Origin of the sequence: Roseovarius sp. MMSF_3281 (assembly GCF_030733685.1) — a bacterium.
In the GTDB taxonomy this organism is placed as follows: Bacteria; Pseudomonadota; Alphaproteobacteria; order Rhodobacterales; family Rhodobacteraceae; genus Roseovarius.
The window spans coordinates 469,173-492,935 of sequence record NZ_JASHIM010000001.1 but is presented as its reverse complement, the minus strand read 5'-3'; the positions used below and the strand labels follow the sequence as shown (position 1 = coordinate 492,935).

The 23,763-nt window shown below is 62.2% G+C and carries 21 protein-coding genes; 14 read left to right on the top strand and 7 right to left on the bottom strand.

Annotation, left to right across the window (positions count from 1 at the left end):
• Positions 1–198: 198 nt before the first annotated feature.
• Together RBB32_RS02600 and RBB32_RS02595 are read left to right on the top strand one after the other, a co-directional pair.
• Positions 199–681 (top strand): hypothetical protein, encoded by a 483-nt coding sequence (locus RBB32_RS02600; protein WP_306151103.1) that lies wholly within the window; start codon positions 199–201, stop codon positions 679–681.
• Between the two features lie 116 nt (positions 682–797).
• On the top strand, positions 798–1,376 hold the full coding sequence (locus RBB32_RS02595) for a YceI family protein (RefSeq protein WP_306151102.1): 579 nt from the start codon (positions 798–800) through the stop codon (positions 1,374–1,376).
• A 111-nt stretch (positions 1,377–1,487) separates the two neighbouring features.
• Here RBB32_RS02595 and RBB32_RS02590 read toward each other — a convergent pair whose 3' ends face one another.
• Together RBB32_RS02590 and RBB32_RS02585 are read right to left on the bottom strand one after the other, a co-directional pair.
• Positions 1,488–2,459: a DUF808 domain-containing protein gene (locus RBB32_RS02590; protein ID WP_306151101.1), complete on the bottom strand. Its 972-nt coding sequence runs from the start codon at positions 2,457–2,459 to the stop codon at positions 1,488–1,490.
• Positions 2,460–2,522: 63 nt separating this feature from the next.
• Positions 2,523–3,740 (bottom strand): cytochrome b/b6 domain-containing protein, encoded by a 1,218-nt coding sequence (locus RBB32_RS02585; RefSeq protein WP_306151100.1) that lies wholly within the window; start codon positions 3,738–3,740, stop codon positions 2,523–2,525.
• Positions 3,741–3,915: 175 nt separating this feature from the next.
• Here RBB32_RS02585 and fabD point away from each other — a divergent pair, with 175 nt between their 5' ends.
• The 6 genes from fabD (at position 3,916) to mltG (ending at position 9,692) form a co-directional block, all read left to right on the top strand.
• Positions 3,916–4,857, top strand: a complete 942-nt coding sequence (gene fabD / locus RBB32_RS02580; RefSeq protein WP_306151099.1) for an ACP S-malonyltransferase — start codon at positions 3,916–3,918, stop codon at positions 4,855–4,857.
• Between the two features lie 37 nt (positions 4,858–4,894).
• Positions 4,895–5,632, top strand: coding sequence for a 3-oxoacyl-[acyl-carrier-protein] reductase (fabG, locus tag RBB32_RS02575; protein WP_306151098.1), 738 nt, complete (start codon positions 4,895–4,897; stop codon positions 5,630–5,632).
• A gap of 225 nt (positions 5,633–5,857) precedes the next feature.
• Positions 5,858–6,091, top strand: a complete 234-nt coding sequence (locus tag RBB32_RS02570) for an acyl carrier protein (RefSeq protein ID WP_306151097.1) — start codon at positions 5,858–5,860, stop codon at positions 6,089–6,091.
• 196 nt (positions 6,092–6,287) lie between these two features.
• Positions 6,288–7,031, top strand: a complete 744-nt coding sequence (locus RBB32_RS02565; protein ID WP_306151096.1) for a 1-(5-phosphoribosyl)-5-[(5-phosphoribosylamino)methylideneamino] imidazole-4-carboxamide isomerase — start codon at positions 6,288–6,290, stop codon at positions 7,029–7,031.
• Positions 7,032–7,269: 238 nt separating this feature from the next.
• Positions 7,270–8,529, top strand: coding sequence for a beta-ketoacyl-ACP synthase II (gene fabF, locus RBB32_RS02560; RefSeq protein WP_306151095.1), 1,260 nt, complete (start codon positions 7,270–7,272; stop codon positions 8,527–8,529).
• Complete coding sequence (gene mltG / locus RBB32_RS02555; protein ID WP_306151094.1) at positions 8,529–9,692, top strand: endolytic transglycosylase MltG; 1,164 nt, start codon at positions 8,529–8,531, stop codon at positions 9,690–9,692. Before fabF ends, mltG begins: the two co-directional genes overlap by 1 nt.
• Positions 9,693–10,831: 1,139 nt before the next feature.
• On the opposite strand, the gene RBB32_RS02550 is transcribed toward mltG, so the two are convergent.
• From RBB32_RS02550 to RBB32_RS02535, 4 genes are all read right to left on the bottom strand, one after another.
• Positions 10,832–11,395 carry a polymer-forming cytoskeletal protein gene (locus RBB32_RS02550; RefSeq protein ID WP_306151093.1) on the bottom strand — a complete coding sequence of 188 codons (564 nt, stop codon included), beginning with the start codon at positions 11,393–11,395 and terminating at the stop codon, positions 10,832–10,834.
• Entirely contained in the window at positions 11,385–12,707 is a 1,323-nt protein-coding gene (locus tag RBB32_RS02545) for a M23 family metallopeptidase (protein WP_306151092.1), read from the bottom strand. Before RBB32_RS02545 ends, RBB32_RS02550 begins: the two co-directional genes overlap by 11 nt.
• Before the next feature lie 258 nt (positions 12,708–12,965).
• A complete protein-coding gene (locus tag RBB32_RS02540; RefSeq protein WP_306151091.1) occupies positions 12,966–13,772 on the bottom strand; it encodes a ferritin-like domain-containing protein in 807 nt (268 codons plus the stop codon).
• Positions 13,769–14,236 (bottom strand): peroxiredoxin, encoded by a 468-nt coding sequence (locus RBB32_RS02535; protein WP_306151090.1) that lies wholly within the window; start codon positions 14,234–14,236, stop codon positions 13,769–13,771. Before RBB32_RS02535 ends, RBB32_RS02540 begins: the two co-directional genes overlap by 4 nt.
• A gap of 106 nt (positions 14,237–14,342) precedes the next feature.
• Between RBB32_RS02535 and RBB32_RS02530 the strand changes: the two genes are divergently transcribed.
• The 5 genes from RBB32_RS02530 to RBB32_RS02510 all read left to right on the top strand — a co-directional run bounded on the left by RBB32_RS02530 (position 14,343) and on the right by RBB32_RS02510 (position 21,101).
• Positions 14,343–17,690: an AsmA-like C-terminal region-containing protein gene (locus tag RBB32_RS02530; RefSeq protein ID WP_306151089.1), complete on the top strand. Its 3,348-nt coding sequence runs from the start codon at positions 14,343–14,345 to the stop codon at positions 17,688–17,690.
• Positions 17,687–18,739: a tRNA preQ1(34) S-adenosylmethionine ribosyltransferase-isomerase QueA gene (gene queA, locus RBB32_RS02525; protein ID WP_306151088.1), complete on the top strand. Its 1,053-nt coding sequence runs from the start codon at positions 17,687–17,689 to the stop codon at positions 18,737–18,739. The genes RBB32_RS02530 and queA overlap by 4 nt, the downstream gene beginning before the upstream one ends.
• Before the next feature lie 18 nt (positions 18,740–18,757).
• Entirely contained in the window at positions 18,758–18,958 is a 201-nt protein-coding gene (locus tag RBB32_RS02520; RefSeq protein ID WP_306151087.1) for a hypothetical protein, read from the top strand.
• 138 nt (positions 18,959–19,096) lie between these two features.
• A complete protein-coding gene (locus RBB32_RS02515; protein WP_306151086.1) occupies positions 19,097–20,383 on the top strand; it encodes an MFS transporter in 1,287 nt (428 codons plus the stop codon).
• Positions 20,384–20,516: 133 nt separating this feature from the next.
• On the top strand, positions 20,517–21,101 hold the full coding sequence (locus RBB32_RS02510; RefSeq protein WP_306151085.1) for a DUF924 family protein: 585 nt from the start codon (positions 20,517–20,519) through the stop codon (positions 21,099–21,101).
• Between the two features lie 94 nt (positions 21,102–21,195).
• On the opposite strand, the gene RBB32_RS02505 is transcribed toward RBB32_RS02510, so the two are convergent.
• Positions 21,196–21,882 (bottom strand): PRC-barrel domain-containing protein, encoded by a 687-nt coding sequence (locus RBB32_RS02505; protein WP_306151084.1) that lies wholly within the window; start codon positions 21,880–21,882, stop codon positions 21,196–21,198.
• A 404-nt stretch (positions 21,883–22,286) separates the two neighbouring features.
• Here RBB32_RS02505 and lpdA point away from each other — a divergent pair, with 404 nt between their 5' ends.
• The gene (gene lpdA, locus RBB32_RS02500; RefSeq protein WP_306151083.1) at positions 22,287–23,681 is read left to right on the top strand and encodes a dihydrolipoyl dehydrogenase; all 1,395 of its coding nucleotides are present in this window, start codon (positions 22,287–22,289) and stop codon (positions 23,679–23,681) included.
• Positions 23,682–23,763 lie beyond the last annotated feature (82 nt).

Below are 23,763 nucleotides of genomic sequence, written 5' to 3'. Positions count from 1 at the left end.
ATCCTTCCGCGACCCGTCCACGAGAGACTGCGCGGTTCAAGAAAAACTGCGGAAGGACGCGGGTCTTTACGATGGATCGGCGCGTGGTTCAAGGGGGGTATTATGGCGAAAAGTTGCCTTGGCTGTGCCGCATTGTTGTCGGAATTCGCGGGGAAATTGAACGAAGTTGAAGCAATACGCCAGTAGGAGGGCGCGGCGATGGTGGCTTTTCCGGACAATAGCGAGACCTTTATTCAAAATCGTCTTCAGCACGATGGCAAGCCATTGGGCTGTGCCTTGAAGCGTGCCATGAAAATGGGGTTTGGAACGGCCTTCCTGCTGGCGGCCTTGGGCATGTGGGGCATGCCCGCAGCGGATGCCGAAATGCAATTGATCAAGCTGTGCGCATCGCTTGTCATGCTGGGCATCGGCCTGATGCTGGTGAGCGCCCTGGACGCCCCCGATGACCTTCCCGAGGTGCATATCGACAGCATGAACCGGCAGTTGCGCGTGGTGTCCATGGACGCCTGCGGCCACATGCATTTGCGTGGGGTTTATGACCTGGACAAGCTTTCGAGGGTATCCCTCGAAGGGCATGCCTTGACCGCACTGGATGACGCGGGCCAAAAGATCGTATCCATCCCGCTGACCGATCCTGAGGCCGAGCAAGCCTTGCGCGACCTGTTCCCGCAAGCGGCATGACATCGCGATCAGGGGTGTTCGCCAGTAAACAGACATTGTTTGCCTATTGAGACTTGTTTGTGGGCCAGCCTGCACCATGTTGAAAGCATTGCATTTAAACGCCAGGAGGCATCTCAATGAAATCAACAGTTTTCGCCACAGCGGCGGCCCTTGCCCTGACCGCAACCGGAGCCATGGCGGAACCGGAAAAATACGTTCTGGATCCAAGCCACAGCCAGGTTGTTTTCTCCTATAACCACCTTGGCTATTCCACCACATACGGCATGTTCGGGGGCTTCGAGGGCGAGATCATGTTCGATCAGGAAGATCCGGCGGCCTCCTCGGTTTCGGTGGCGATGCCGACCACCTCGATGCTGACCGGCTGGGAAGAGCGGTTCAAGCACTTCATGTCGGATGATTTCTTTGGCGCGGGCGAGGGCGACATGATCACCTTCGAATCCACGGGAATCGAAGTGACCGGCGACGATACCGCCGAGATCACCGGCGATCTGACCATCAACGAGACCACCAAATCGGTTGTTCTGGACGCCACGCTGAACAAGGCGGCGGCGCACCCGATGCAAAACAAGGACTGGGCGGGCTTCGATGCCACGACGACGCTTGTGCGCTCGGACTTTGGCCTTGGCAAATTCGCACCGCATGTCAGCGACGAGGTCGAGGTGATGATTTCGATCGAGGCGATGAAGGCGGAATAAGCCGACACTCACGGATTATTCAGGGCCTGCCGAATTGGCGGGCCCTTTTTCGTGGTGGTTACCGCCGCGCGCATCAGCGCTTTCGGGTGCGGGTGCGAAAGGGGCTGTGCGTCAATGGGCCTTGGCGCGGCCCAGGGTCCGGGTCCAGATGGGTTTGATGACCTTCACGCCGATGGGGATCAGCACCACGCCGAGGGCGAGGCCAAAGACACCGTCCAACCCGGCGGTGACGCCCCATTCCACGGCACCCGCCCAATCGCCTGTGCCCTCAGCGGCGGCAAGTGCCGCGTGGTGAATCCAGTCGTAAAGCGCCGGAAAGCCCATTTGATCCAGCGCATGCAGGATGATCGAGCCGCCCACCCAGAGCATCGCGGCCGTGCCGACGATCATCAGCAGTTTCATGAAACCGGGCATGGCGCGGACGATGCCGCGCCCCAAGGCGCGGGTCAGGCCCAGCCGACCGCGCTCGGCCATGAACAGGCCGGCGTCGTCGGCTTTGACGATCAGCGCGACCGCGCCATAGACCAAGGCGGTGATGCCCACGGCCACCAAGGCCAGTGTCGCGGCCTCCATCCAGAAGCTGCTTTCGGGGATGGCGGCCAGCGCGATTGTCATGATTTCAGCCGAGAGGATGAAATCGGTTTTGATGGCTCCAGAGACTTTCTGTTCTTCCAGATGCGCGGCGTTGCCCTCGGTGTGGCTTCCATCCGGGCCGCCGTGGCCCTTGCCGAAGCCAAGCGCATGGGCGATTTTCTCGGCCCCTTCGAAGCATAGATATCCGCCGCCCAGCATCAGCAGGGGCGGGATCATCCACGGGGCGAACGCGGACAGCGCGAGGCCGGCCGGCAGCAGGAAGACCAGTTTGTTGAAAATCGAGGCCCGCGCGATGCGCCAGACCATCGGCAATTCACGCGCCGGGGCGAAGCCCTGCATGTACTTGGGCGTCACGGCGGCATCGTCGATCACCGCGCCCGCGGCTTTCGATCCGGCCTTGGCGGCTTGCCCCGCCACGTCATCGACCGAGGCGGCGGCGAGTTTGGCCAAAGCCGCCACATCGTCCAGTAGTGCCATCAATCCGCTCATGCCTGCCCCCTGCAATGCTGTGTGATCGGGACTATTGCGTGGGCCGGGATGGGGATCAAGCCTTTAAGGTGTGTTACGGGTGGCGGTCAGGGTGAACTGAATATCGACGCTGGCCGCGAGCGAATCCGTGGCCTCGCCGCCGATGTTGAAGTTGCGGCGATCCACGGTAAGGCCGCCCGTGGCGGTGGCGGTGTCGCCTTCGATGGTCAGATCGAAGGGCAAGTCGACCGGTACGGATTGATCCTTGATGGTCAGGGTGCCTTGGGCGATGTGGCCGTCGGCCTCAATGATGTCGGCGGTGAAGGTTGCCGTGGGATGCGCCTCGGCGTTGAAATACTCGGGGCCCATGGCCTGATCCGTGACCGATCCGAGGGTAAGCGAGGGGATCGACACGGTGACGGTGACATCGCCCTTGGGGTTTTCGGCGGTTTCGTCATAGGCGATTTGCGCGGTCCAGTCGGCGAAGCTGCCCGACACCTCGGAGCCCATTTGCACGACGGTGATTTCCAGCGTGCCGTCCTGCACGGTCCAGTCGCTTTCGACGGTGGCGAGGGATTGGGCAGGGGCGCTTTGGGTCGCCTCGACCTTGAACCAGCCAAGGGCGTTGGCGCCGCCAAGAACCACGGCCCAGACCGCCAGCGCGCCCAGAAGGGGCAAGCCGTGGCCGGGTTGTTTGTCGGTGGGGTGGGCAGGGGTATAGCCCGGCAGCATACGCCGCAGGGTGGCGTCGCGATCAAACACGTGGTGTTTGAGCGCGCCCAGGATATGCAGGGCCAGTGCGCCCACCAGAACCCATTGCAACAAGAAGTGCAGGGTGGCGGTGATTTGCGCGACGCCTTCGTCCTTGGGCACAAAGGGCAGGGATTGTCCGAAGGGCCACCAGATGGGCGCAAAGCCGGTGGTGGAGGCGTGGTGAATCCAGCCGGAAAGCGGCACGGCGACAAGCGAGCCGTAAAGCAGCCAGTGGACCACTTCGGCGAGGCGCGATTCCAGCACGGTGTCGCCATTCAGAAGCCCCGGCTTGGGTTGCGACAGCGCCCAGAGGATGCGGGCCAGCGCCACGAAAAACACCATAAGCCCGATGGTTTTATGCAGCGAGAACAACAGGGCGGCGCGGGCAACCTGTGCTTCGTTGGTGGCGATCTCGGGGTTTTGCACCTGATAGGCCAGATCATGGGCGAAATAGCCCAGGGGCAGGGCGGCAAATATGCCAAGGGCGATAAGCCAGTGAAAGGTCTTGGTGACCGCGCCATAGGCGGTGGGGGTATTGCCGAGGGGCATGGGAGAATCCTGAAAATACGAGTTGGTGGCAGGGTAATCGCTTCGTGCGGGTGCGCAATGGCGACCTTTGCACAGGCGCCGTGCATTCCTGCCCAATGGGGTTTGTGCGTTGCCTCGCGCCGCGAGGCGCGCTATCCGGGGTGGACGGGCAAAGCCAAAGACAAGAGGGACGATAATGAGCCGCGCATTCGTATTTCCCGGGCAAGGGGCACAGACAATTGGCATGGGCAAGGAACTGGCCGAGGCCTATCCGGCGGCCCGGGCCGTTTTCGACGAGGTGGACGACGCCTTGGGCGAAAAGCTGTCGGCGCTGATCTGGGAGGGGGAGCAGGAGGAACTGACCCTGACGCAGAATGCGCAGCCTGCGCTTATGGCGACATCGCTGGCGGCGATGCGGGCCTTGGAGGCCGAGGGCGTCGGCATTGATGCGGCAAGCATGGTCGCGGGCCATAGCCTTGGGGAATATTCCGCACTGGCCGCGGCGGGCGCGTTGAGCGTGGCGGATTGCGCGCGTTTGTTGCGCACGCGCGGCGAGGCCATGCAGAAGGCCGTTCCGGTGGGTGTGGGTGCGATGGCCGCCGTTCTGGGGCTTGATCTGGACGCGGTGCGCGAGGTGGCCGAGGCGGCCGCGCAGGGCGAGGTCTGCCAAGCGGCCAATGACAACGATCCGGGGCAAGTTGTGGTCTCGGGTCACAAGGCGGCGGTGGAACGCGCCGTGGATTTGGCCAAGGACAAGGGCGCCAAGCGCGCCATGCTCTTGCCGGTAAGCGCGCCGTTCCATTGCGCGCTGATGCAGCCCGCGGCGGATGTGATGGCCGAGGCCTTGGCGGCGGTTGAAATCAAGGCCCCCACCGTGCCGGTGGTGGCCAATGTGCGCGCCGAGGCGGTGAGCGACCCCGACGAGATCCGCAAGCTTCTGGTGGAACAGGTCACGGGCGCGGTCCGTTGGCGCGAATCGGTTTTGTACATGGCGGCACAAGGTGTGACCGAGGCGTGGGAGATCGGCGCGGGCAAGGCGCTTTCGGGGATGATCCGCCGGATTGATCGCAGTCTGGCGTGCCGCAATGTTGGTGCGCCCGCTGATGTGGCGGCCGCGAAGGACGCCTTGAACGGCTAAAGCCAAGGCATTTGGCGCAAAGACAAAGGAACTGGATATGTTTGATCTGACAGGAAAATGCGCTCTGGTCACCGGGGCCTCGGGCGGCATTGGCGGTGCGATTGCCAAGGCGCTGCATGAGGCGGGTGCGACCGTGGGGCTTTCGGGCACGCGGGTGGAACCGCTGGAAGCCTTGGCCGCCGAACTGGGCGAGCGGGCGCATGTCCTGCCCTGCAACCTGAGCGATGGCGAGGCCGTGGATGCCCTGCCCAAGCAGGCGATCGAGGCGATGGGCGCGCTGGATATCCTGGTGAACAACGCCGGGATCACCCGCGACCAGATTTTCATGCGCATGTCGGACGAGGAATGGCAAAGCGTGATCGACGTCAACCTGACCTCGACCATGCGGCTGTGCCGGGGCGTGATGCGCCCGATGATGAAGGCGCGTTGGGGCCGGATCATCAATATCAGTTCCATCGTGGGGGCCACGGGCAACCCGGGGCAGGTGAACTATGCCGCCTCCAAGGCCGGAATGGTGGGGATGACAAAATCCATCGCCTACGAGGTGGCCAGCCGTGGCATTACCGCCAACGCGGTGGCGCCGGGGTTCATCGCAACGGCGATGACCGAGAAACTGACCGAGGATCAGAAAGACGCGATCAACGGCAAGATTCCGGCGGCGCGCATGGGCACGCCCGAGGAAATCGCGGCGGCGGTTCTTTATCTGGCCAGCCCCGAGGCGGGCTATGTCACCGGGGCGACCTTGCATGTGAACGGTGGTATGGCCATGTTGTAGGCGGCTTGGCCCGCCATGGCGGGCCTTGTCTGGAAAGCGTTTGCCATTCGCGCGCCATGTGCTATAGGCGGCGCACATTCGTCGGCGGTGGGCCCGTTCCAACCCCGACACGCCCGCCTGCCGGGCAGTCAAACCGCCCGGACGGGCATCACCAAACCCGCTTCCCTTCGTGGGCAGGGGCGGAAAACGGACCGAAAGGTTCGAAAAGTAGATGAGGATTAAGACATGAGCGACATCGCAGATCGCGTTAAAAAGATCGTTGTGGAACATCTGGGCGTTGAAGAAGACAAGGTGACCGAGAACGCCTCGTTCATCGACGATCTGGGCGCCGACAGCCTTGACACTGTTGAGCTGGTCATGGCCTTCGAGGAAGAGTTCGGCATCGAGATCCCCGACGATGCGGCCGAAACCATCCAAACCTTCGGCGACGCGGTGAAGTTCATCAACGAAGCGTCGTAAGCCGAGCTTCGTGTCGAGTTTTCGAAGGGCCCCTGCCGGATAGCGGGGGCCTTTTTCGTCGTTGTTGGTCAGGAACGGCGCGAATTGGCTGCATCATGCCGATTTGGTACAATCGCGGTGGCGTGAGACGCTCCAGAATCAATTTTGGCCGCGTGGATTTGCGCGGTGGGCGATGCGATGGAAAGGCACGGCTGGAATGATCATTTATCCCACCCTTGAACTGCATAACGGTAAATGTGTTTCGTTGACGCGGGGCCGGTTGGAAGAACCCGTGATCTGGCATGTGGACCCGGTTGAAACGGCACGCGGTTTTGCCGCTGCCGGGGCCGAATGGATGCATGTCACCGATATCAACGCCTTGGCGGGTGATGGCGACAATGCCCAATTGCTGGAAGACATCATTCGCGCGGCGGGTATCCCTGTGCAACTTGGTGGCGGGTTCCGGTCGCGTGATGCGGTGGACCGCTGGATCGACAAGGGCGCCGGACGTGTCGTGGTAGGGACCATGGCGGCGCATGACCCTGATTTGCTGCGCGAATTGGCCAAGTATTTCCCCGATCAGATCGTTCTGGCGGTGGATGTCTTCAATGGCGCGGTGATGACCGAAGGCTGGAAATCGCAATCGGCCTTTACGCCCGAGGATTACATCAAGGCCTTTGACGACGCCCCCTTGGCGGGCATCATCGTGACCGATATCGACGCCGATATCGAAGACACTGATGGCAGCCTTGGCGTGATCACGCATCTGGCCGCACAAACGCACCATCCGGTGATCGCACGCGGGACGGTGCGCAGTGCCGACGATGTCTCGCGCCTGAAATACGTGCCCAACGTGGCGGGAACGTTGATCGGTCAGGCGCTTCTGTCACGCGATGTCGATTTGCAAGAGGCCTTGAGCCTTGCGCGGGCCGTGCCCGAGCCGACCGCCGAGTTCCAGTAACTTTCGGGCTGCTGTCAGCATATGAAACACTAAAGCGTTCCGCCTTTGATCCGAGCCATCGGCAAAAGGCGGAACGCGTGCAACGATTGGGTTTTGGGCTGCATTTCCCGATAAGCTGTGATGCAGGTTTTTCGCGAAACGCTTTGGCATTGCCTTGCTTGCCGGGCCTGCTTGGGCTTGCCCCCTAGGGGTAAGGCACGCTATGAGCAGCCGAGGAAATTTGTGAAAGGGCAGCAGGATGCGTCGTGTCGTTGTTACCGGCCTTGGATTGGTCACGCCGTTGGCGTCGGGGGTCGAGGAAAGCTGGAAGCGTCTGCTGGACGGGCAATCGGGGGCGGGTACGATCACCCGGTTCGATCCTGAGAACGTGGCGACGAAATACGCCTGCGAAGTACCGCTTGGCGATGGCAGCGACGGAACCTTCAACGCCGACGATCACATGGCCCCGAAAGAGCGCCGCAAGGTGGATGATTTCATCCTTTACGGTCTGGCGGCGGCGGATCAGGCGGTGGCCGATGCGGGCTGGACCCCCGAGGACGAAGAAAGCCTTTTGCGGACCGGCGTGATGTTGGGCTCGGGCATCGGCGGGCTGCAATCCATTGAACAGACAACGCTTTTGATCCGCGACAAGGGTGTGCGGCGTGTCTCGCCCTTTTTCATTCCCGGCGCGCTGATCAACCTGATTTCGGGCCAGGTGAGCATTCGCTATGGCTTCCGGGGGCCGAACCACGCGGTGGTGACGGCCTGTTCGACGGGCGCGCATGCGATTGGCGATGCCTCGCGCCTGATCAAGTACGGCGATGCCGACGTGATGGTGGCCGGTGGGGCCGAGGCGGCGATTTGCGAGATCGGGATTGCGGGCTTCAACGCCTGCAAGGCCCTGTCGACCAAGCGCGCCGACGACCCGCAGGCGGCCAGCCGCCCCTATGACGCGGACCGCGACGGGTTTGTCATGGGCGAGGGCGCGGGTGTTGTCGTGCTGGAGGAATACGAGCATGCCAAGGCGCGCGGGGCCAAGATTTACGCCGAAGTTCTGGGCTATGGCCTGTCGGGCGATGCCTATCACATCACCGCCCCGGCGGAGGATGGCGATGGCGGGTTCCGCGCCATGCAGGCGGCCTTGAAACATGCCGAGATCGACCCGGGCCAGGTGGATTACATGAACGCGCATGGCACCTCGACCATGGCCGATACCATTGAATTGCAGGCGGTTGAGCGGCTTTTGGGGGCCGCGGCCGGCAAGGCGACGATGTCGTCGACAAAATCCTCGACCGGGCACCTTTTGGGGGCTGCGGGGGCGATCGAGGCGATCTTTTCGATCTTGGCCGTGCGTGACCAGGTGGCGCCGCCGACGATCAACCTGGACAACCCGGCGGTGGAAACGCCGCTGGACCTTGCGGCCAATGCGGCGCGGGAGCGCGAGATCAACGTGGCAATGTCAAACAGCTTTGGCTTTGGCGGCACCAATGCCTCGCTTTGTGTTGGGAAGCTGCGCTGATGTGGCGGCATATCGCCTCTAACTTCCTGACTTTCCTTGTTGTTTTGGTCTTCCTTCTGGGCGGGGTGATCCTTTGGGGGCAGTCCGAGTACAGCGCGCAAGGGCCGTTGGAGGAATCCATTTGCCTGCGCGTCGAACGGGGCAGCAACATGCGCGCCGTGTCGCGGGAACTGGAGGCCGAAGGGGCCTTGCGCAACGGTACGATCTTTCGTGTCGGGGCGGAATATTCCAATAAAACCAGCCAGTTGAAGGCCGGTAGTTGGTTGATCCCCGAAGGGGCCAGCATGGGGGAGATCACCGAGATCATCACCCGTGGTGGCGCGAGCACCTGCGGCACCGAGGTGGTCTATCGAATCGGGGTGACCCGCGCGGACGTGCAGGTGCGCGAGCTGGACCCGGCGACCAACCGCTACGTCGAGCGCGCCGAGTTCAACCCGGTCCAAGACGAGATACCGCAAATCTTTGAAAACGTTCGCGAAAAACCCGATACCCGCTATCGTATCGCGATTGCCGAGGGGGTCACAAGCTGGCAGATCGTCAATGGATTGCAGGCGGTGGATGTTCTGGAGGGAGAGGTTAACGAAACCCCGCCCGAAGGCAGCCTCGCGCCCGACAGCTACGAGGTGAGCGAAGGCGATACACGCGGTAGCGTGATCGAAAGAATGCAGCAGGCGCAAGACGTTATCCTTGCCGCCGCCTGGGAAAGCCGGGCCGAGGATATCCCGCTTGAAACACCCTACGAGGCGTTAATCCTTGCCTCGATCATCGAGAAGGAAACCGGGGTGCCCACGGAGCGCGGGCAGGTGGCCAGCGTCTTTACCAACCGTTTGCGGCAGGGCATGAAACTGCAGACCGACCCAACGGTGATTTACGGGATTACCGAGGGCCAGAGCGTGCTTGGCCGGGGGCTGCGGCGGAGTGAACTTCGCGCCAGAACCGATTGGAATACTTACGTAATTGACGGTTTGCCGCCGACGCCGATTGCCAATCCGGGGCGGGCCAGTATCGAGGCGGCGGTCAATCCGCTGGAGACCGATTTCGTTTTCTTCGTGGCCAAAACTCTGGACCCGCGCGATGGCCATGTCTTTGCCGAAACACTGGCCGAGCATAACGAGAACGTGGCCCGCTACCGCGCACTTGAGGCCGAGCAAGGGCAGAACTGATTTTCTGTACAACTTGTACGTTTTGTACGCGAGTTTTGTACGAAAATCCCGGGGTCCAGTTCGGCGAACGTACAAACCGTACGAAACGTCTTGCCTCAGGCGAGTGGTGTGAGGCCCCGGATCAGGTCCGGGGCGGGGTGATCCCTGCGGTTACGACTATTTAACCTTTTCAGGGTATCAGTAATACGTGATTGATGTGACAGGAACCGCGACATCGTAGAATTTTTTGAATGTGTTGATATGGGCGGAGCGTGAATGGCAGGTGTCATTCCGGAGCGGTCATGGCCCGAAACGGCAGGGCTGGTCAGAGCGGACCTTCTGGCCGAGATGGTCAGGTGACCGTTGGGCGGGACAAAGCGGACAAACATTACACTCGAGCTCGGGTAAACTTTCTCGCAACGAAAAACCCAAAACACACTGCGCACGTGTAGGGAAGAACGTACACTATGAACGCTAGCACCGCCTTTAGTTGCCAGGCGATCCCCATTATTGCTGGAGAAAAATACAGTTCCTCAGCATAGCTCTTTAAATTCGGAGCAACATTCACGGTCCTTTCCGCTGAGCTAAGCCCTTCAAGGTCCACACCCATCCACCAAAGTTCTAAAAATACTGAGAAATCACCCCACCAGGCAAGTACAAGAGTTAGCGCTCCACTCGCCATTAGGCTTCGTCCGATGCCAACGCAAAACCGGCTTTGTCGGAACGAAAAAAACCACGGCGCTGCCGCAATCGCTAAAATCAACAATACTTTAACTGTAATTCCCAAACTATGCATCAGACGTGCTTGGCTCCGCGAGGATGAACCCCCATCATCGTTGTAAAGGTAATCGTGACGTTGTCTCTATGGAAATCGAGCAATCGAATGCATTGGTAGGTATGGGCTCGGACCTGTCGTTAGCTGCATCTTTGCCGAATGACGGCTTTGGCGCAACGGCCAAACCTTACAAAGCCCCCTCCCTGCGCATAGCAGCCACTCGTTCATCAACAACAAATTACGATTTCTATCTGCCACCTCAGGTGACCGGATCAACCACGTACTACGGGTACCCATCTTGTCATGTGAAGGGCTGTTGACCGCCGCCCATGAAAAGGCGCCGCTGCCGGGGCAGGGCGCCTTTGCGGATCGCATGTTCGGTGCCTTACGGTTTGGCGTCGGCTGGTTTGGCTTGTCCCGGTGCTTGCGCTTGAGCCTGCGGTTGGGCCTGTTGTGCCTGACCGCCGCCGGATTGCTTGCCGCCCTTGGCGTTGAGCGGATCATCCTGCCGCTGAACCGAGCCTTCGAAGTGGGCGCCGGATTCGATGGCGATGGTTTTGTGAATGATGTCGCCTTCGACACGGGCGGTGGAGGTCAGGCGCACCTTGAGGCCACGCACTCGACCGACGATACGGCCATTGACGACCACGTCGTCGGCGATCACCTCGCCCTTGATGGTGGCGCTTTCGCCGACCGTCAGAAGATGGGCGCGAATATCGCCTTCGATGGTGCCTTCGACCTGAATATCGCCAGTGGTTTTGAGATTGCCGGTGATGTGCAGATCGGAAGACAGCACCGATGCGGGCGGTTTCGCCTTGGGCGCGGAGGCCTTGAATTCGGTGCTGGGCGCCTCGTTGCGCGGCGCGTCGGCCTTGGAGTCGGACGCTGCGGGTTTGGGGGCGTCACCTGCCTTGGGCGCGGGTTCGTTGATTTTGCTTTTAGAAAACATCGTTAGCAGCCTTGATATAGATCATTGGGTTGACGGCTTTGCCGCCCACGCGGACCTCGTAGTGTAGATGGGTCCCGGTGGATCGTCCAGTGTTGCCCATAGCGGAAATCTTCTGTCCGCGCGATACTCTTTGTCCCTTCTTCACGAAGATTTTGGAGTTGTGGGCGTAACGGGTTTCAATGCCGAACTCGTGCTGGATCTTCACCAGACGGCCATACCCCGAGAGCCAACCGGCGTGGGTGACCACGCCGTCGGCGGTGGCATAGATGGCGGTGCCATGGGGGGCGGCGAAATCGGTGCCCTTGTGCATCCGGCCCCAGCGCATGCCAAAGCCCGAGGTGTAGCGGAAGCTGCTTTTGAGCGGCAGGGCGAAGGGCGCTTTTTGCGCGGCGATGCGATACAGGTTCAGGCGGTCCAACTCGCCAAGGATACGGTTGGCCCGCTGGGCATCGGGCGAGGGATCTTCGCCACGGGTGGAAAAGCTGAGCGGCATCAGGGGGCCGCCTTGGCCGGAATAGCCACGGCGCACGGTGCTGAGCAGGTCATTGGTGTTCATGCCCGCGGCGCGGAACATCTTGTCCAGCGGTTCGACGGAGATGGTCATCGCCTCTTCCAGTTGACGGAAGATTTGATCGTTCTGGTCGCGGATGAGTTTCAGGCGCGAGGCCATTTCATCGGCTTCGAGCAGGGCGGTTTGCGCGTCCTGGCGGATTTGATCGCGTTCGCGGGCCGTGTCCTGCAGGGCGGTGGCCAGTACATTGAGGGTGCCGTCGGTGGCGGTTTTGCCATCCTCGTCGGTCTGGCTGCTGCCCGTGTTGTTTTCAAGGGCAAGGGCCAGTTTTTCCGCCTCGCCGCGGGCGCTGTCGCGTTCGGTCATCGCGGTGCGCAGGGTGGATTGGATCACCTCGATGCCGGTTTCCAGTTCACGGCGGCGGGTCTCGGACGCCAGCAATTCGGATTGCATGACCGAGATCTGTTTCAGGGCGGAGTTGAAGCGTTCCTGCGCGGCGACGGCTTCTTCGGCGCGTTTGTCGCGTTCCGACGACAGGGCGTTGAGGCGCATTTCGTAGGTGCGTTGATCCCGCTTGGCCTGTTCGCGGAAGTTGCCCGCGCCGATCGAGTCCATCACGAGAACGGCGGTGGCGATGATTGCCCAGGCCACGATGGCCGAGGCGCCCGCGAAGGCCAGGAACTGCGAACCGGGGCGAAGCCGGATGAAGCGTGTGTCGGTATCGGAGCGCAGGAAGACCCGTCGCTCGGGGAAATAGCGCTCAAGAAGCGTGTGAATTTTGATAGCCAGTCGCGTGCGCACGAAAACAACCCGTCCCTTTTGTCCCTTTTCCCAACGGCCGGCGCTTGTTTGTTTTAAAATGTTTGGTCACATTTCGTGACCGCGCCTTGGGGCTAGTGCTTAGCCAGTGCTTTCCCTTTGGGCAAGGATTTTGGGCGGGTGATTCGCGGATTTCGGCAAGATGTGGCGTGAATGGCAAAAAATCGCCGATCCACAAAGGGTTGCCCCAAGCTTTCGGTGCATTTCGCTGAGGCGTTTCGGCGCAGGTGGCCCGGTTTTTTAATTGGCCAGCGGCCAGTAGAAATCGGGCGGCAGGCCGGCCTCGGCGCGTTTTTCCTCGTTGAAGGGCGGTTTGAGAGGGCCGTGGAAGTAGCGGCGCACGAGATCGTGGAACACCTCTTTGGGGTCTTTGTCGTGGCGGCCGCAGAGGAAGTGAAACCATTTCGAGCCATAGGCGACATGGCCCACTTCCTCGGCATAGATCACCTTGAGGGCCTCGACGGTCTGGCTGTCCTTGGCCTTCTCGAAAATCTCGATCATGCCGGGAGTGACGTCGAGCCCGCGGGCCTCAAGCACCATGGGCACGACGGCGAGGCGGCCCATGAAATCCCCGGCGGTGTCTTCGGCGGCGCGCCACATGCCCGCATGGGCGGGCAGGGCGCCGTAGTGGCTGTCGTGGGCTTCCAAGCTGTCGCAGACGAGGTTGAAATGCTTGGATTCCTCATCCGCCGATTTGACCCAGTCGTCGTAGAATCCGATGGGCATGGGCGTGTCGGTGAAACGCGCGATGATGTCCCAGTGCAGGTCGACGGCGTTGAGTTCGATATGCGCCACGGCGTGCAGGATGGCGATGCGGCCTTGCGGGCTGCCGGGGCGGCGGCGGGGCACGTCGCGCGGGTCCAGCAACTCGGGCTTTTCGGGGCGCGCGGGGCGCAGGGGCGGTTCGGCCTTGCCCAGGGGGATGTCTTCCCCGGCGTCGCGCGCGGCGAACCAGGTGGCCGCGTGTTTGCGCGAGAGGGCGGTTTTTTCGCGGCCATCGGCGGTGGTCAGAACCTCGACCGCCATTTGTGCAAGCGTTTGGGTCATGCGGTAAGGTCTTTCAGGGCTTGCAGAACCTCCTCGACATGGCCGGGCACCTTGACCTTGCGCCATTCGCGCGCGATGCGGCCTTCGCCGTCAATCAGGAAGGTGGAGCGTTCGATGCCCATGAAGGTCTTGCCGTACATCTTTTTTTCCTTGTAGACGCCATAGGCTTCGGAAACCTCGTCCTCGGCGTCGGACAGAAGCGGGATGCCAAGCGAATGCTTGTCGCGGAACTTGTCGTGCTTGGCGACGGTATCCTTGGAAATCCCCATGACATGGGCGCCGAGCGCCTGAAATTCCCCGTGCATTTCGGTGAAACCGATGGCCTCCTTGGTGCAGCCGGAGGTGTCGTCGCGCGGGTAGAAGAAAAGAACCACGGGCGCGGGGCGCAGGGCGGAGAGAGCCACGCTGTCGCCGCCATCGCGCGGCAAGGTGAAATCGGGGGCCATTTGGGTGCTGTTGGTCATGGGATATCCTTGTTATGTGCGGTCAGCGGTTTCATACTAGGGCCGTCAAGGCCAGGGAAAAGGACAAGGCAAGCGGGCAAGGGCAGGGCCTGTACGGTCGGATCATATGAGCGAAACTGAAGACATCAAGCCACCGCGCCGCCTTTGGCGGCGGGCAGTGCTTTGGCTGCTGGGAACCGTGCTGGTTCTGGTGGCGGCGGGCGCTGTTGCGGTGATGGCCCTGGTAGGCACGCAGGTCAGCGCGCCGGACTGGCTGCGCAGCCGGATCACCGAGCGGATCAACGACGATGCGGGCGCGATGCGGCTGGGCCTTGGCGAGATGTCCTTCGTCATGGACGAGAATTGGGTGCCGCGCCTGAACCTGCGCGAGGTAACGGTGCGGGACGAGACCGGACAGCCCTTGGCCAACCTGACCGACGTGCAGGGGACATTTGCCCTGCGGCCCCTGTTGCGGGGCGAGTTGCGCCCCGGCGAGATCCGGGTATCGGGCGTGCAGGTGGCGTTGCGCCGCTCGGAGAGCGGTGCCATGGGCGTGAGCCTTGGGGAAGCCGCCGCCCCCGCCGTGGAGGAAGCCCCCAGCATGGCGGCCTTGTTGCAGCCCTTGGAAGAGCTGTTGCGCGAGCCGCATTTCTCGTCGCTGACCCGGGTCGAGGCGCGCAATATGACCCTGCGCTATGAAGATGCGCGGGTGCAGCGGGCCTGGACCGTGGATGGCGGGCGCCTGACGCTGGAACGGGCGGGGGACGATTTGCAGATCAGGGGGGATTTCGTGCTGTTGGGGGCGCGGGATTATGCCACGACGCTGGCGGTGAACTATGCCGGTCGGATGGGCGAGGCCGAGGCGGTGTTCGGCGTGAGCTTCGAGGATATGCCGGCGCGCGACATTGCCGGGCAATCGCCCGCGTTGACTTGGCTTGAGGCGCTGGATGCGCCGATTTCGGGGGCGTTGCGCGCCGCCGTGGCCGAGGACGGGCAGCTTGGGCCGCTCAATGCGACGCTGCAGATCGGTGCCGGGGCGGTGCAGCCGACCGAAGCCACGAAACCCATCCCGTTTTCCAGTGCGCGAAGCTATTTCACCTATGATCCGGTGCGGCAGGTGATGCAGTTTGACGAGGTCAGCATCGAAAGCCCCTGGGTTAATGTGCAGGGCGAGGGGCAGGCCTACCTGGTGGGTATGGAGGACGGCTGGCCGCGCGAGTTGCTGGGACAATTCAGGGTGAACCGGATCAGTGCCAACCCTGCGGATTTGTACCCCGCCGCCGTGGAACTGGAGCAGGTGGCCATGGACCTGCGCCTTGAGATGGAGCCGTTTCGCCTGAGCCTTGGGCAGATGAGTCTTGTGGACCAAGGCCGGCACCTTGTGTTGCGCGGCGAGGTGCAGGCCGAGCCGGAGGGCTGGGATCTGGCGCTGGATGGCGAGCTGGATGGGCTGTCGCCCGCGCGGCTGTTGCAGTTGTGGCCCGAACGCGTGAAGCCGCAGACGCGCAAATGGATAGATGAAAACGTCAAACAGGCGGAGTTGAGCAACATTCAACTTGCCGTGCGATCACAGCCCAAAAGCCGCCCTGACGTGTTCATGGGCTTTGACTTCGAGGGATTGGAGGCCCGGTTTGTCAAGGAGGTGCCCCATATCAAGGCCGCCTCGGGGCATGCATCGCTTTATGACAACCGTTTCGTGGTTTCGGCCATGCAGGGGTATGTGCAGGCCGCGACAGGCGGGCGGATCGACATTGCAGGCACCAGTTTCGAGGTGCCCAACGTGGCCATCAAGCGTGGCCCGGCGCGGGCGCGTCTGAAGACCGAAAGCACGATCACCGCGGCGCTGTCGCTGTTGAACGAAGAGCCGTTCCGGTACCTGGACAAGGCCGGGCGGTCGGTGACCTTGGCCGCTGGGCGGGCGGCTTTGCAAGGGCAGTTGGATTTCCTTCTCAAGCCGAACCTGCAGCCGGACGAGGTGGCCTTTGATATCGGCGGCAGCCTGCATGACGTGCGCAGCGAGGCGCTTGCGCCGGGGCGCGTTCTGGCGGCGACAAAGCTTGAGGTGCAGGCAAGGAACAATAGCCTGACCATCGGCGGCGAGGGGCGCCTGGGCCGTGTTCCCATCCATGGCACCTATCGCGCGGACCTTGGCCCCGAGTCCGGGGGGCGGGCGCGTGTCGAGGGCTGGGTGGAACTGTCGGAGCGTTTTGCAGATGAGTTCAACATCGGCCTTCCGCCCGGAAGCCTTTCGGGGGCTGGCCGCGCCGATGTTGTGATCGGGTTCGAAAAGGGGCAACCGGGGCGCTTCGAGATGACCTCGGACCTGTCGGGGGTCGGCTTGAGCTTGCGACAGTTGGATTGGAGCCTGCCGCCTGCGGCGCGCGGGGCATTGGAGGTGTCCGGGCGCTTGGGCACGCCGCCGGATTTGAGCCGCGTTTCCTTGCAGGCGGCGGGCTTGACGGCAGAGGGCCGGGTGAGCCTGTTGCCGGGGGGACAATTGGAAAGGGCGCAGTTCGACACGGTGCGCGTTGGCACATGGCTGAACGCGCCGGTGGATTTGATCGGGCGCGGCGCGGGTGTTCCCCCCGCGGTTCAGGTGCGCGGCGGCACGGTCGATTTGCGCCAGACCTCGCTTGCCGGGGATGGGCAGGGCGGTGGCCAGCGGCGCGCCGAAGGCGGGCCGGTCAGCCTTGCGCTGGACAGCCTGCAGATTTCCGATGGCATTTCGCTGACCGATTTTCGTGCCGAGCTGGACATGCGGCGCGGGGCGGATGGCACGTTCACCGGCAGGGTGAACGGTGGCGCGCCGATAAGGGGCCGCGTCGTGCCGCAAAAGGGGCGTAGCGCGTTTCGCATTCAATCGGACAATGCCGGGGGGGTTCTGGGATCGGCGGGGTTGTTGAAACAGGCCCGGGACGGGACGATGGACTTGGTGCTGGCCCCGGCGGGACGGGCGGGCACCTACAACGGCCAGTTGACCGCCAGTGGATTGCGTTTGAAAGATGCGCCGGCCCTTGCGGCGCTTCTCAACGCGATGAGCGTTGTCGGGCTTTTGGAGCAAATGGGCGGGGAGGGCATCCATTTCAACGAAGTGGATGCGCGGTTCCAGCTTTCGCCCGAGCGGGTGACGCTTTATTCCGGCAGCGCCGTGGGCGCGTCGATGGGGATTTCCATGGATGGGTATTATTTCATGCAAAGCGGGCAGATGGACATGCAGGGGGTGATTTCGCCGTTTTACCTGATCAACGGGATTGGCGGGATATTCACCCGCCGGGGCGAGGGCCTTGTGGGGGTGAATTACGAGCTGACGGGGCAGGCCGCGAACCCGCGGGTGAATGTGAACCCCTTGTCGGTGTTCACCCCGGGCATGTTCCGGGAATTGTTCCGGCGGCCCCCGCCGACGCGGAACACGGGACAAGGCGGCGCGGCGCAGGAGCGCCCGCAAGAGGATACCGGGCAGGGGCAAGGGCGGTGAAGCTGAGTGATTTCGATTTCGAATTGCCGGAGCGGTTGATTGCCACGCGGCCGGCGCGGCCGCGCACATCGGCGCGGCTTTTGGTGGCCGAGGGGGGCGGGATCACCGATGCGGTGGTGCGCGATCTTGGGCATTTCCTGTGCCCCGGTGACCGGCTGGTCTTGAACGATACCGCGGTGATCCCGGCGCGGCTGTCGGGGATGCGGGCGCGGCAAAGTGCCCAAGGCCCTACCGAGGCCAAGATCGAGGTGACCTTGCTGGAGCCGGGGCCGGACGGCACATGGGCGGCCATGGTGAAGCCTTTGAAAAAGCTGTCCGAGGGCGAGGTCGTGCGCTTTGGCGCGGGGCTTGAGGCAACCTGCGAGGCCAAGCGCGAGGGGCAGGCGATCTTGCGGTTCAACCTTGAGGGCGAAGCGTTTGACGCCGCTTTGGATGCGGCGGGGGCCATGCCCTTGCCGCCCTATATCGCGGCCCGCCGGGCGGCGGATGAGAAGGACCGCGAGGATTATCAGACCGTCTGGGCGCGGCATCCCGGGGCGGTGGCGGCGCCCACGGCATCGCTTCATTTCGATGATGATTTGTTGGCGGGGTTGCGCAAGATGGGCGTGGGGTTCAGCCATGTCACCCTGCATGTGGGGGCGGGCACCTTCCTGCCGGTAAAGGTCGAGGATGTCACCACCCACAAGATGCATGCCGAATGGGGCAGGGTAAGCGAGGCCGCCGCGCGCGAGATAGCCGAGACCAGGGCCAAGGGTGGCCGGGTGATCCCGGTGGGGACCACCGCGCTGCGGCTGATTGAAAGCGCGGCACGCGAAACAGGCGAGATTGCCGCGTGGGAGGGCGATACGGATATCTTCATCTATCCGGGGTTCACGTTCCGGGTGACCGATGCCCTGATGACCAATTTCCACCTGCCGAAATCGACATTGATGATGCTGGTCAGTGCCCTGATGGGGCAGGACCGGCTGCGCGGGATTTATGACCATGCGGTGCGCGAGGACTACCGGTTTTTCAGCTATGGCGATGCGTCGCTTTTGATCCCGGAGTGAGGGGAAAGGACATTTGACATGACGGAAAAACAGGCCGCCTTGGTTTTGCGCGGCGCAATTTGGGTGCTGTTGTTGACCAGTTTCGGCTTGATCATGGCGGGGTTGAACAATGCGGGAATGATCCTTGCCTGTGTCAGCTTGGTTTTGAACCTTGCCTTGCAACGCGATGCGGTGCGCGGGCCCTTGATTGCGCGATTGACGGGACAGGCAAAGAAATAGCCGTGGCACCGTGGCGGGCGGTTGATCCGCCTTTCGGACTCTGGCAGCGAGGAAAACGACATGAGGCGAGTCGGGTTTGACCGGCCAAGAGGGTGGCCGGGTTGTTAGACACGCGCCGTAGAGAACGGGAGACCGGTGATGATCAAGGTTCTGGCTAGTTCCTGGGCGCTGCTTCTTGGGATGATGCTTTTGCAGGTGGGCAATGGCCTGCAAGGCACCCTTTTGGGTGTGCGCGGCCAGTTGGAGGGGTTTTCGACCTTTTCGATGTCGATCGTCATGTCGGGCTATTTCGTGGGCTTCCTGTTCGGGTCGCGCATGGCCCCCGAGATGATCCGCCGCGTGGGGCATGTGCGGGTCTTTGCCGCGCTGGGCTCGCTTATTTCGGCGGTGTTGATCCTTTACCCGGTGGCGACCCATCCGATTGCGTGGATGGCGGGCCGAATCGTGATCGGCTTTTGTTTTTCGGGCGTTTACGTCACCGCCGAAAGCTGGCTGAACAATGCCGCCACGAACGAAACACGCGGGCAATCACTGTCGCTTTACATGATCGTGCAAATGGCCGGGATCGTCTCGGCGCAGGCGATCATGGTTTTGGCCGACCCGTCCGGGTTTATCCTGTTCATCGTCTCCTCGGTATTGGTCTCGATTGCTTTTGCCCCGATTCTGCTGTCGATCAGCCCGACGCCGGCCTTTGGCACGACGAAACCCATGAGCCTTTTGGAAATCATGCGTATTTCGCCGTTGGGCTGTGTGGGCATGTTCCTGTTGGGGGGTGTCTTTTCGGCGCAATTCGGCATGGCGCCGGTTTTCGGGGCCGAGGCGGGCCTGAGCGTCGGGCAAATCTCGGCCTTCGTGTCGACTTTCTTTATCGGGGCGCTGGTGTTGCAATACCCGGTGGGCTGGATGTCGGACCGGATGGATCGGCGGGTGCTGATCCTTGGAACCGCGGTGCTTGGCGGGTTAGGGGCCTTGCTGGGCTTCGCCCTGAGCGGATATTTCGTGATGCTTCTGGTGGCGGGGCTGACGATTGGCGGCGTTTCGAACCCGCTTTATGCCCTGTTGATCGCCTATACGAACGATTTCCTGGATTTCGACGATATGGCCGCCGCCTCGGGCGGGATGGTCTTTATCAACGGCCTTGGCGCGGTGACCGGGCCGCTTGTGACCGGGTGGGTCATGGGGCAGATCGGGCCGCGCGGGTTTTTCCTGTTCATCGCGGTCTTGTTGTTGGCGATGGCGGGCTATGCGGCTTACCGGATGACGCAGCGGGCCGCGCCGTCGGTCGAAGACACCGACAGCTATGCGCCCGTGGCCCTGGGCGCGACGCCGATGGCGGTGGAGTTCGCGCAGGAATACGCCATCGAGACGGCGCAGGAAGAAGCCGCACAGGAAGAGGAGGCAGCCGCGACAGCGGCCTCGGGGTGACGGCGCCGTGATGGCGCTAACGTCACGTGGAATGTTGGAAGTGTAGTAAATCGTGACTGTTCTTGAAGAATAACATGCAGTTAACCTTTAGGTAACGGTTTTACGACGCGCATGGGCGAATGAGGAGATACCTATGATTGCGCCAGAGGATGTTCTGAGTTTTTGGTTGGACGAAGTCGGCCCGGAGGGCTGGTACGAGGTTTCGGAGGAACTGGACGCGACGATCCGCGAGCGGTTTGAGGCCGCTTGGGAAAACGCGCAGGAGGGGGCCTATAGCCTGTGGCTGACCTATCCCAGCGGGACCCTGGCCTATATCATCCTGATGGACCAGTTTCCGCGCAATATGTTCCGTGGCGAGGGGCGCGCCTTTTCGACGGATCGTCCGGCCCTGGCCGCGGCCAAGGCGGCGATCCAACGCGGCTGGGACCTGCGCATCGACGAGCCGGCGCGGCAGTTCTTCTATCTGCCGCTGATGCATTCGGAAAACCTGTGCGATCAGGAGCGTTGTGTGCGCATGATTTGCGAGCGCATGCCCGAGAGCGGCGACAGCAACCTGCTTCATGCCCGGGCGCATCGCGAGGTGATCCGCCTGTTCGGTCGCTTTCCATACCGGAACGGGGCCCTGGACCGGAACACCACGGATGCCGAGCAGAGATTTATCGAAGGTGGCAGTTACGGTGCGCTGGTGCGCGACATGAAGAGCGCGCGGGCGGCCTGAACGCCATTTGACCTTCATGAACATGGAAACGGCGGCCCGGGAGGGAAGGCCGCCGTTTCCTTTGACTCAGATGGTCGAAGCGAAGGGCCGAATGTTAATTGGTGGTTCCGGCGTCGGTCGACCCGGAGGACGTACCGTCATAACCAGTGGCCTGGTTTTCTTCGATCTGCTGAGCCTCGCGACGCTCTGCTGCCGTCACGAATTCATCGGCGGCTTCCAATTGCTCGGCCGTGGTGTCCAGCACGAGGCGCGGTTCGCCGAACTCGGTTTCCTGCAGCGTGAAGGAGGCCATATCGACGGCCACGTCCTTTTCGCCCATGCCGAGGAAGCCGCCGACACCGATCACGACGCCCTCGACCTGACCTTCGATGCTTACGATCATGTCGTTGATATCGCCAATCGTCTCACCCTGCGGGTTATAGACGGCGGCCCCCATCAGGTCGGTGCCCAGGACGGTGTTCTCATCCTGCATGGCGATGGTGCCTTCGACGGCGCCGGAGGCTTCGGCGCTGCCATCGTCCTGTGCCGTATCGGTGGCCGTATCGGCGCCTTCGGTGGCGGTATCCAGGGTATCCATCGCCGGATCGCCGGTTTCCGTGGTGGCGCCTTCGGTCGTGCCTTGGGCGGTATCGCCGGTGGTTTCGGAAGTGCCTTCCTCAACCTCCATCACGCTTTGCGGCTGGGTGTCGGTTTCTTCTTCGCCGGTGGATTGCGCCGACAGTGGCAAGGCGGCCATGGCGGCGATGGCGAATGTACTGACAGATGTTTTCCAGAAGGTCATGATGTCTCTCCTTTGCGGAACTTGGAGCGCCTGTGAATATGATCCGGGGCGCGGTGCCCGGTGGCTTGTGGCGCATGTGGAGAAAACGGGTGTGCCGCCGAATGGTTCCCGGGAGGGGGGGGCAAGCGTGGTGCGGGTTCGGCCGGAATCCGCCGGGATCGGGGCGGGATACGCGGATTTCGGCCGGAGGGCCCTTTTGCTTCGCTGGCCGCGTGGCGCGGGAAGGGGGCGGAGATTGGCGGGTGACAGTATGGGCAGGGCTGCGCTAGGCTGGATCGGAAAAACGCTTTGCGGGGGGGATTGTTGCGGGCAGACAAGAGACGCCGCGACGGAGAAGCGTGCCGTATTGAGGCGGTGGAAGAAATAGTTTAATGCTAAACTAAACCTAGAAGCGGGAGACGCAAATGGCGGCGCAAAGTTTTGACATGATCGTAATCGGCGCAGGCCCGGGCGGCTATGTGGCCGCGATCCGGGGGGCGCAACTGGGCCTCAAGGTGGCGGTGGTCGAGCGCGAGCATATGGGCGGGATTTGCCTCAATTGGGGCTGTATCCCCACCAAGGCGATGTTGCGATCCTCGGAGGTGTTTCACCTGATGCACCGCGCCAAGGAATTCGGCCTGAAGGCCGAGGGCGTGGATTACGATCTGGACGCGGTTGTGAAACGCTCGCGCGCGATCGCCAAGCAGTTGAACTCGGGCGTTGGTCATTTGCTGAAGAAGAACAAGGTCACCGCCATCATGGGCGAGGCGACGACCCCGGCCAAGGGCAAGGTGAGCGTCAAGACCGAGAAGGGCACCGAGGAGTTGCAGGCCAAGCATATCGTTCTGGCCACCGGCGCGCGGGCGCGCGAATTGCCGGGGCTTGAAGCCGATGGCGAACGGGTCTGGACCTATAAGCACGCGCTGACCCCGCCGCATATGCCCAAGAAGCTTCTGGTCATCGGGTCGGGCGCGATCGGCATTGAATTTGCCAGCTTTTACAACACCTTGGGGGCTGAGACCACGGTGGTCGAGGTGATGGATCGTATCCTGCCGGTGGAAGATGCCGAGATTTCGGGCATGGCCAAGAAAGCCTTTGAAAAGCAGAAGATGAAGATCATGGAAAAGGCCATGGTCAAGCAATTGGACCGTGCCAAGGACAAGGTGACCGCGCATATCGAAGTGGGCGGCAAGGTGAAGAAGCACGAGTTCGACAGCGTGATTTCCGCCGTGGGCATCGTCGGCAATACCGAGGGCCTGGGCCTTGAGGATCTGGGTGTGAAGGTGGATCGCAGCCACGTGGTGACAGATGAATTCTGTCGCACCGGGGTTGATGGGCTTTATGCGATTGGCGATGTGGCGGGCGCGCCTTGGCTGGCGCACAAGGCCAGCCACGAGGGCGTCATGGTGGCCGAGATGATCGCGGGCGGGCATCCGCACCCGGTGAAGCCGGAAAGTATCGCCGGTTGCACCTATTGTAATCCGCAGGTGGCCAGCGTGGGCCTGACCGAAGCGCAGGCGAAAGAGGCGGGTCACAAGATCAAGGTGGGCCGCTTCCCCTTCATCGGCAACGGCAAGGCGATTGCCCTTGGCGAGCCCGAGGGCATGATCAAGACGGTTTTCGACGAGAAAACCGGCGAGCTTTTGGGCGCGCATATGATCGGTGCGGAAGTGACGGAATTGATCCAGGGCTATGTCGTGGGGCGCCAGTTGGAAACCACGGAAGAAGACCTGATGAACGCCGTCTTCCCGCATCCGACGCTGAGCGAGATGATGCACGAAAGCGTTTTGGATGCCTTCGACCGGGTGATTCATATCTGAGCGCCGGGAAGCCGGGAAAAGAAAAGGGCGCCGGTCAGGCCGGCGCCCTTTCTATCTGCCGCTTGGGCAGGAGCACTCGGAA

Coding starts and splice junctions, on each gene's coding strand:
- RBB32_RS02600 (WP_306151103.1), top strand. CDS start 199: ATGGTGGCTTTTCCGGACAATAGCGAGACCTTTATTCAAAATCGTCTT.
- RBB32_RS02595 (WP_306151102.1), top strand. CDS start 798: ATGAAATCAACAGTTTTCGCCACAGCGGCGGCCCTTGCCCTGACCGCA.
- RBB32_RS02590 (WP_306151101.1), bottom strand. CDS start 2,459: ATGAGCGGATTGATGGCACTACTGGACGATGTGGCGGCTTTGGCCAAA.
- RBB32_RS02585 (WP_306151100.1), bottom strand. CDS start 3,740: ATGCCCCTCGGCAATACCCCCACCGCCTATGGCGCGGTCACCAAGACC.
- fabD (WP_306151099.1), top strand. CDS start 3,916: ATGAGCCGCGCATTCGTATTTCCCGGGCAAGGGGCACAGACAATTGGC.
- fabG (WP_306151098.1), top strand. CDS start 4,895: ATGTTTGATCTGACAGGAAAATGCGCTCTGGTCACCGGGGCCTCGGGC.
- RBB32_RS02570 (WP_306151097.1), top strand. CDS start 5,858: ATGAGCGACATCGCAGATCGCGTTAAAAAGATCGTTGTGGAACATCTG.
- RBB32_RS02565 (WP_306151096.1), top strand. CDS start 6,288: ATGATCATTTATCCCACCCTTGAACTGCATAACGGTAAATGTGTTTCG.
- fabF (WP_306151095.1), top strand. CDS start 7,270: ATGCGTCGTGTCGTTGTTACCGGCCTTGGATTGGTCACGCCGTTGGCG.
- mltG (WP_306151094.1), top strand. CDS start 8,529: ATGTGGCGGCATATCGCCTCTAACTTCCTGACTTTCCTTGTTGTTTTG.
- RBB32_RS02550 (WP_306151093.1), bottom strand. CDS start 11,395: ATGTTTTCTAAAAGCAAAATCAACGAACCCGCGCCCAAGGCAGGTGAC.
- RBB32_RS02540 (WP_306151091.1), bottom strand. CDS start 13,772: ATGACCCAAACGCTTGCACAAATGGCGGTCGAGGTTCTGACCACCGCC.
- RBB32_RS02535 (WP_306151090.1), bottom strand. CDS start 14,236: ATGACCAACAGCACCCAAATGGCCCCCGATTTCACCTTGCCGCGCGAT.
- RBB32_RS02530 (WP_306151089.1), top strand. CDS start 14,343: ATGAGCGAAACTGAAGACATCAAGCCACCGCGCCGCCTTTGGCGGCGG.
- RBB32_RS02520 (WP_306151087.1), top strand. CDS start 18,758: ATGACGGAAAAACAGGCCGCCTTGGTTTTGCGCGGCGCAATTTGGGTG.
- RBB32_RS02515 (WP_306151086.1), top strand. CDS start 19,097: ATGATCAAGGTTCTGGCTAGTTCCTGGGCGCTGCTTCTTGGGATGATG.
- RBB32_RS02510 (WP_306151085.1), top strand. CDS start 20,517: ATGATTGCGCCAGAGGATGTTCTGAGTTTTTGGTTGGACGAAGTCGGC.
- RBB32_RS02505 (WP_306151084.1), bottom strand. CDS start 21,882: ATGACCTTCTGGAAAACATCTGTCAGTACATTCGCCATCGCCGCCATG.
- lpdA (WP_306151083.1), top strand. CDS start 22,287: ATGGCGGCGCAAAGTTTTGACATGATCGTAATCGGCGCAGGCCCGGGC.